This window comes from Ruminococcus sp. AF20-12LB (assembly GCF_003478985.1).
GTDB lineage: Bacteria > Bacillota > Clostridia > Lachnospirales > Lachnospiraceae > Blautia_A.
This window is the reverse complement of sequence record NZ_QUGH01000014.1, coordinates 72672-79483: the sequence shown is the minus strand read 5'-3', so window position 1 is coordinate 79483 and position 6812 is coordinate 72672. Positions and strand designations below refer to the sequence as shown.

Genomic DNA, 6812 nt, shown 5'->3' with positions numbered 1-6812 from the left:
CAGAAATCCCTTTACTTATCAGTACTAGCACATGGTGGAAGTTACTTTTTCATTCAACCTCTTCACATTTTCACATTCTTCTCCACAGGTCTGACTGTTTTTTAACGCTATTATATAACTTCAGATTTTTCTTCCGAATCAGTACGGTGAATCTGTCGAATAATACATCCGATCGATACCGGAACGGTAATAAGGCAGGCTACCGCACCAGATAGCATGACTGCAACATCCTGGAATAGAAACTGGGAATTAAGGATGATTTCCATGGTATATTGCTGTGTCTGAATGTATGAGAATAATAAAATAGTTCCTCCAAGATAGGCAAACAGCAACGTATTTACCGTTGTTCCGATAATTTCTTTTCCAACCTGATAGCCGGAAGCTGTAAGTTCTTTTGCTGTCAGACCGTTTTTATGAGTCCAGACTTCATATACAGAAGATGTTACAGATAATGCTGTATCGATAACAGCCCCAAGAGTACTGAAAACAGTTACAAATATTCCTACATGAAGCATGTTAATATGAAGATCCGTACTGTAATAATACATAAAATCGTCTTCCGAAATCTGCAGCTCATTTAACCCGTAGCTTCCTGATCTCCATGTAATAATATAAATCGGAATAAACAAAAGTAACATTACCAGCAGTGTAGCCAGAAAAGCCGCCCGCGTCTTTGGATTATTTCCGTTCTGATAAAACAGAGAAATATAACAGACACCTGCACCTGCCACCAATATCAGGAGCAGTACAGGAAAACCGGCAGACATCAGCATAATTGAAAAAAACAAAATTACAATATTCCCCGCCAGTGTCATAATTGACATGGCTCCACGCTCTCCGCCAATCAAGATCACCAGAAAAATTAAAATCAATGCAAGAAAAATGATCATTCTCTGACACTCCTTTTCCGTGATGGTATTTTCATAATCGCTGAAGCAATAAAAACAGATACCGGTATTGCCAGTACAATTCCAATACTTTCTATCAGAAAACGACAGATATCATATGGAATGTGATATCTCACGATCGTTATAAAGCTTACATCATTATTCATCTTAAGTATGAACATGGGAATCATGCCACTTGCCAGAACAAACAACAGTACATTTATCATGGTTCCCATAATATCATATCCGATTTCACGACCGGAATGTATCAGTCTTCTCAGAGAAACCGATGGATTTTTCCGCACGATTTCTCCTACTGCTGCGCTGATCGTCACCGTCACATCCATAATTGCACCAAGTCCTGTCAGCATAATATCTGCCCAGAATATATCCGCAGAATTGCCTGTACTTCCAAGGTATTCCAGATTGGAATAATCCAGATCTCCGTACATATAAATAGAAAATTCAAACAATGCCATGATCAGAAACAGAACACACAGTGTCGAAAGAACTGAGGAAAATGTTTTTCTGTGAATTCCATTTAAGCAGATCAATGTAGTCAGTGAAAAAAGAACTGCGATGACATTACAGATATTTAAAATATTTTTCCCCTCTGTAAAAGCCTGAAATCCATACGCAAATATGACCGTATTCAGTATCAGTGATATTATCGTGTAAAATCCCTGCTTTCCTGTAATGCAGATCAGAAGAAAAAATAATCCTCCTGCCAATAAGGCCAGATATCCATCCCTTTTTACAGAACGTATCGTTTTTCCGGGGCTTTCCTTTGAACCGCTTAAAAGAACGGTGTCTCCTTTATGATATTTCTTAGTTTGAATCTGAGAAGATGTATATTCATTAGAGACCGTTATTTTTTCCCCTTTATGCGAACCGTTTAATATCCGTGCTGTAATCTTCTGAGTATAGTAATATTCTTTTGATCCCCTGGTTCCTTCTCTGCTCAGAGTTTGTTTTTCTGTTACAGAACATATTTTTGCCAGCGGTGTATGATAAAATCGGGAATTACAGCAGGTAAACAGAACAAAAATAATATATATGCCGGCTAAAAGATATTTTTTGTGAAATACGCAGGATTTCATTAACTTCATTCCCCCTGTAGAAATATTGCAATCGTAAACGCAATGACCTATTGCTTTTTATCGAAGTAACATTGTACGCTTTTTGAAAGTATCGGTCAATATAAGGTATACAAAAAAACAGCAGCAGAACCGTTTTCACAATTCTGCTGCTGCCCCATAATTATTTTAACAAATACCTGACTCCAAAAAAGCCATTATTTACAAAGCTCAGAAAATGCATCTGCAACAAACTGAACCTTGGTTCCGATGATAACCTGTACAGAAGTTTTTCCAGGTTTGATCACGCCTGCAACACCTGCAGATTTGATCACTTTATCATTTACTGCTGTAATATCCTTAACCTCAAGTCTCAGTCTTGTGATGCAGTTATCAATGCTTGTGATGTTCTCTTTTCCGCCACAGCCTTCAAGGATTTTTGCGGCAATAGCAGTATAGTCATCATTTGCAAGCTCGATATTCTTCTCTGCCTCAAGATCGTCATCGTCTTCTCTTCCCGGAGTCTTCAGATCAAATTTCTTGATGGCAAAAAGGAATACAACATAGAATACGATGAATGCTGCAATTCCAAGAGGAAGGATGAGCCATGTCTTCTGTGCTGCCGGAAGTGAAGATGAGAAAAGTAAATCCATCGCACCGGCGGAGAAGCTGAAGCCTGCACGGAATCCAAGAGCAACTGTGATCATGGTAAAGATACCGTAAAGTAATGCATAGATCACATAGAGGCCAGGAGCAAGGAACATAAATCCGAACTCGAACGGCTCAGTTACACCACAGATAAATGCACAGATTGCTGCAGATGCAACAAGACCGATCGCGATTTTTTTCTTTGCAGGTTTCGCACATTTAACCATTGCAAGTGCTGCACCAGGAATACCAAACATCATACATGGGAAGAATCCGGACATGTACATTCCAAGGCTCCAGGATACATCTGCAGAGGTTTCACCTGCCCAGAAGTGCTGAAGATCACCAAGTCCGATGGTATCAAACCAGAATACATTGTTCAGTGCGTGATGTAATCCGGTAGGGATCAGCAGACGGTTCAGGAATGCATAGATACCTGCACCAACAACATCCATACCTGCAACCGCTTTTCCTAATGCTACAAGTGCACTGAAAAGTAATGGCCATACAAACAGCAATACAACAGATACGATAATGGAAACCACTCCTGCGATGATCGCTACGCAACGCTTGCCGCTGAAGAATGACAGCCAGTCAGGAAGCTTGGTGCTCTTGAATTTATTATAGCATGTAGATCCGATGATACCGGCAAGGATTCCGATAAAAGGATTCGCAATTTTGTCAAATGCAAGAGTTTTTGTTGCACTGTCAGCGATTGATGGAATGATGGTTGTAACAAATCCTGTAGAAAGAAGTGTTGTGAGCATCAGCCAGGATGCAAGTGCAGCAATTCCGCCGGTTCCGTCATTCTTTTCTGACATACCGACACCAACACCGATAGCAAAAAGGATCGCCATGTTGTCGATCAGAGCTCCGCCTGCCTTAACCAAAAACAGACCGATCAGATTGGCTGCGCCGTGAATGTCTCCACCCTGCATGGTTGCCGGACATAACCAGTATCCGATACCCATGAGGATACCACAGATTGGCAGTACTGCCACTGGAAGCATTAACGCTTTTCCCAGTTTTTGAAGAAATTTCATATATTTCCCTTCCCTTAAAATAAATATATTTGACCGGATCACTCCGGTTATAACACCCCGAAAATTACTACTATCTCCGGGCTGTTATAAGCCTGTCAGCTGCATGAAGATGATCATGAAAGCTTGAGGACGGCTTCATCCGCCGAAACATCCCCCTCCTTCTGGAGGCTTATCTTTCCGTAATCATCTGTGTTGCAGATCAGAACCGGGATAATTGTATTTAAACCGGCTTTCTCGATTTTGTCCAGATCAGCCTCTATCAGAAGATCACCCTTTTTAACCTTGTCACCTGCTGCAACGTGCGCTTTAAAGGGTTCGCCCTTAAGTGTGACTGTATCCAGTCCGATATGTATCAGTATTTCCGCTCCCTGAGTGCTTGTCAGCGTAACTGCATGAAGAGTATCAAATACCATTGCCACCTCACCGTCTGCCGGAGCATATATCCTGCCGTCTGCCGGGATCACTGCAAAACCGTCACCCAGTACCTTATCCGCAAAGACAGGGTCCGGAACCTCTGCAAGGGGAACCACTCTTCCTCTGCAGGGTGCATAAATTAAATTTCCTTTATCTTTTCCTTTAAAAAATTTCAACATATTCTCTTCCTCCCGTTATTTTCCCACTTTCTCCGGTATTGATATCCACGATGTCGCTTTGTAAATATGTCTATATATATTTTTTCTGTGCCGGGTTTATATTATATATTTCGTATAATTTTCATTTTTTGTTTTTTAGGCATGTGTATATATTAACCATTATTTTCGGTTTTGTCCATATTTTTATCGGTATTTTTCAAAAAAATAAGCTGTAGCACATTAATGCGACAGCTTATACAAGAATATTCAGTTTACTTCAGCAGTTCTTTTTCAATCCTTTCCCCTGCCTCCGGAGCCTGTTTATTCATCTTCTCCTGGAAGCCAAACATAGATACACAGGCAATATTGTCACCGCCCACCTTCGGTGCAAGCTGCAGATATCCCGTCATTTTTTCCTGTATTTCACAAATTGTACAATATATGTAAAACTTTGTCGGTTGCTTACTGCAAAATTTCGATCCGTTTTGAAATAAGCTCCTTCACATTTATCAAAAAACTCCCTCACATATCAGTTTTTCTGATACATGAGGGAGTTTTTGATTTATGACTGATCTATGATCTATTTTGCTTTATAACGGTAAACGGTTTTTACTGCTGTGCTGTCTTTACCGGTTGTCCAATCACTTTCGGAGGTTGTCGTCTGAGTCTGGAGTTTTTTGTTCTGGTACTGGTTCATACGGTACCAGGCCTGGCCTCTGGCTCCGTGGCTTCCGTAGGCGCCGTTGCAGGTAGTTCCGCTGGAGCACCATACCCGGCTGCCGTTTCCTTTCCAGTTCAGCAGATAATAGGTAATGCTCGGGTCATCTCCATCTGCGCCGGAAGCAGCTACGGTTACCTGACTGGCTGCCACACTGTCAAAATGTACATAAGAGCCCGTCTGTGCAAAGTTTACATTCTTTCCGGTATTCGGTCCGCAAAAATGATAGTAATAATAGCCCACCAGCTGTCTGGAAGCAGATGTCTCCAGTGGTCTTACGGACTCATAAACACCACCATCATTGACATAGCTGGAGGTTGTTTTCTGATAGGTGTGTTTATACTGGATCGTATATTTATCGGAAGTGATATTCTTTGGAAGCGTATCCACATAAACCCAGTTTTTAGGTTTCGCCTTGATCTTAAAGGTCTTTGTTACGGTTCCGCTGTAGTTTCCCTTAAACTTCACCGTTACCTTATAAGTGCCAACATTTTTTCTTCCCTGGGAATATGACACCTTGTAATTACCGGAACTGATGTTTTTTTTATTCGCACCGGTTACTTTCACCTTCGGTGTTTTTACTTTTCCGTCGTATGTATAGCTTGTGGCGGAAAGCTTTATTGTCTTCGGATAATAGATGGTTTTCTTTCCGGTCACCGCACCGCAGGAGCAAAGATACTGAACATATCCGTTTCTGGATGTAGTTGCTTTCTTTACCTGTTTTTTGTAGCTGTGTTTATGAGCCTTTCCGGTGATCTTAAAGGTTTTTGTAACGGTTCCCGAGTAATTGCCTTTAAACCGAACTGTTACCCGATAGGTTCCAACATATTTTCTTCCGGCAGAATAGGTAACTGTATAGTTGTCTGCACTGATCACCTTATTGTTGCTGTCTGTAACCTTTACCGTTGGCTTTTTTACTTTTCCATTATAAGTATAGCTTGTTCTTGAGAGCTTTATTGTCTTCGGATAATAGATGATCTGTTTATTCTGTATACTTCCGCAGCTGCACTGCTCCTGTGTATATCCGTTGGCAGTGGTGGTTGCCTTTACTGTTACTCTCTGATAGCTATGTGTATGTGTGACCGGAGCTGCCTGGACAGTGAAATTCACAGAATCCGAAAATGTATATGCATACTGTGCATGATTCACAGATGCCACCGCTACCCTGTAATTCCCCGCTGGCAGTGTGCAGGACCAACTTGTTCCATTCACTCCATACTTAACTTGCGTCGCATTGGATTCTCCTGCTTTATACACATATACATCATAATATCTGGCATAGCTTGTTGCATTCCAGGAAAACGTTGTGGTTTGATTCGCTTTTCCCGGATTCACGCTCACATATGGCTTGCCCGGTACACGAACGCCCGGATAGATAAAGCCAAGCAACACCTTATTGGAATCATAAGGGCGCCTTCCTCCGACTGCATTGGTCAGTGTATATCCATATGCAACTCCATGAGAGGATGTCTGATCTTTGTCCGTTCTTCCTCCCTCATCTACCGTAAATCTGTTGTTTCCAAGATTGGCTGTTACATAAGCAACATGTCCGTAATAATCTCCGCTCCATACAGCAATAGAACCGGGAACAGGCTCATTTCCTACTGCATAGCCCTGATTGATAGCACTTTGCCACCAGTTTACCGCATTTCCCCATGCAGGCAGTGCGATTCCCTGTCTGTCATACACACACTGCCATGCAAAGCGTGTGCAGGGGATCTCATATAATCCATCTCGATCCACATCCTGTGTTGTAGGATAGGGATTACCGGCGGCTGTTACCATTGCCGCCGGCACCGCACTGAAGGCAGTTACTGCGGACAGCGCAAGGACCATTAATTTTTTCAGAAGCTTCTTTTTCATAGTAT

The 6812-nt window shown here is 41.8% G+C and carries 6 protein-coding genes; all 6 read right to left on the bottom strand.

The annotated features are described in order from the left end of the window. Positions 1 to 110: 110 nt before the first annotated feature. Complete coding sequence (locus DWX61_RS15765) at positions 111 to 890, bottom strand: YibE/F family protein (protein ID WP_118626255.1); 780 nt, start codon at positions 888 to 890, stop codon at positions 111 to 113. Then, positions 887 to 1987 carry a YibE/F family protein gene (locus tag DWX61_RS15760; protein ID WP_118626253.1) on the bottom strand — a complete coding sequence of 367 codons (1101 nt, stop codon included), beginning with the start codon at positions 1985 to 1987 and terminating at the stop codon, positions 887 to 889. The genes DWX61_RS15765 and DWX61_RS15760 overlap by 4 nt, the downstream gene beginning before the upstream one ends. A 194-nt stretch (positions 1988 to 2181) precedes the next feature. After that, complete coding sequence (locus tag DWX61_RS15755) at positions 2182 to 3654, bottom strand: PTS transporter subunit EIIC (protein ID WP_118626251.1); 1473 nt, start codon at positions 3652 to 3654, stop codon at positions 2182 to 2184. A 113-nt stretch (positions 3655 to 3767) separates the two neighbouring features. Then, the gene (locus DWX61_RS15750; RefSeq protein WP_118626249.1) at positions 3768 to 4247 is read right to left on the bottom strand and encodes a PTS sugar transporter subunit IIA; all 480 of its coding nucleotides are present in this window, start codon (positions 4245 to 4247) and stop codon (positions 3768 to 3770) included. Between the two features lie 251 nt (positions 4248 to 4498). Then, positions 4499 to 4636, bottom strand: a complete 138-nt coding sequence (locus tag DWX61_RS15745) for a hypothetical protein (RefSeq protein WP_270427736.1) — start codon at positions 4634 to 4636, stop codon at positions 4499 to 4501. Between the two features lie 170 nt (positions 4637 to 4806). Continuing rightward, the gene (locus tag DWX61_RS15740) at positions 4807 to 6807 is read right to left on the bottom strand and encodes a CHAP domain-containing protein (RefSeq protein ID WP_118626247.1); all 2001 of its coding nucleotides are present in this window, start codon (positions 6805 to 6807) and stop codon (positions 4807 to 4809) included. Positions 6808 to 6812 lie beyond the last annotated feature (5 nt).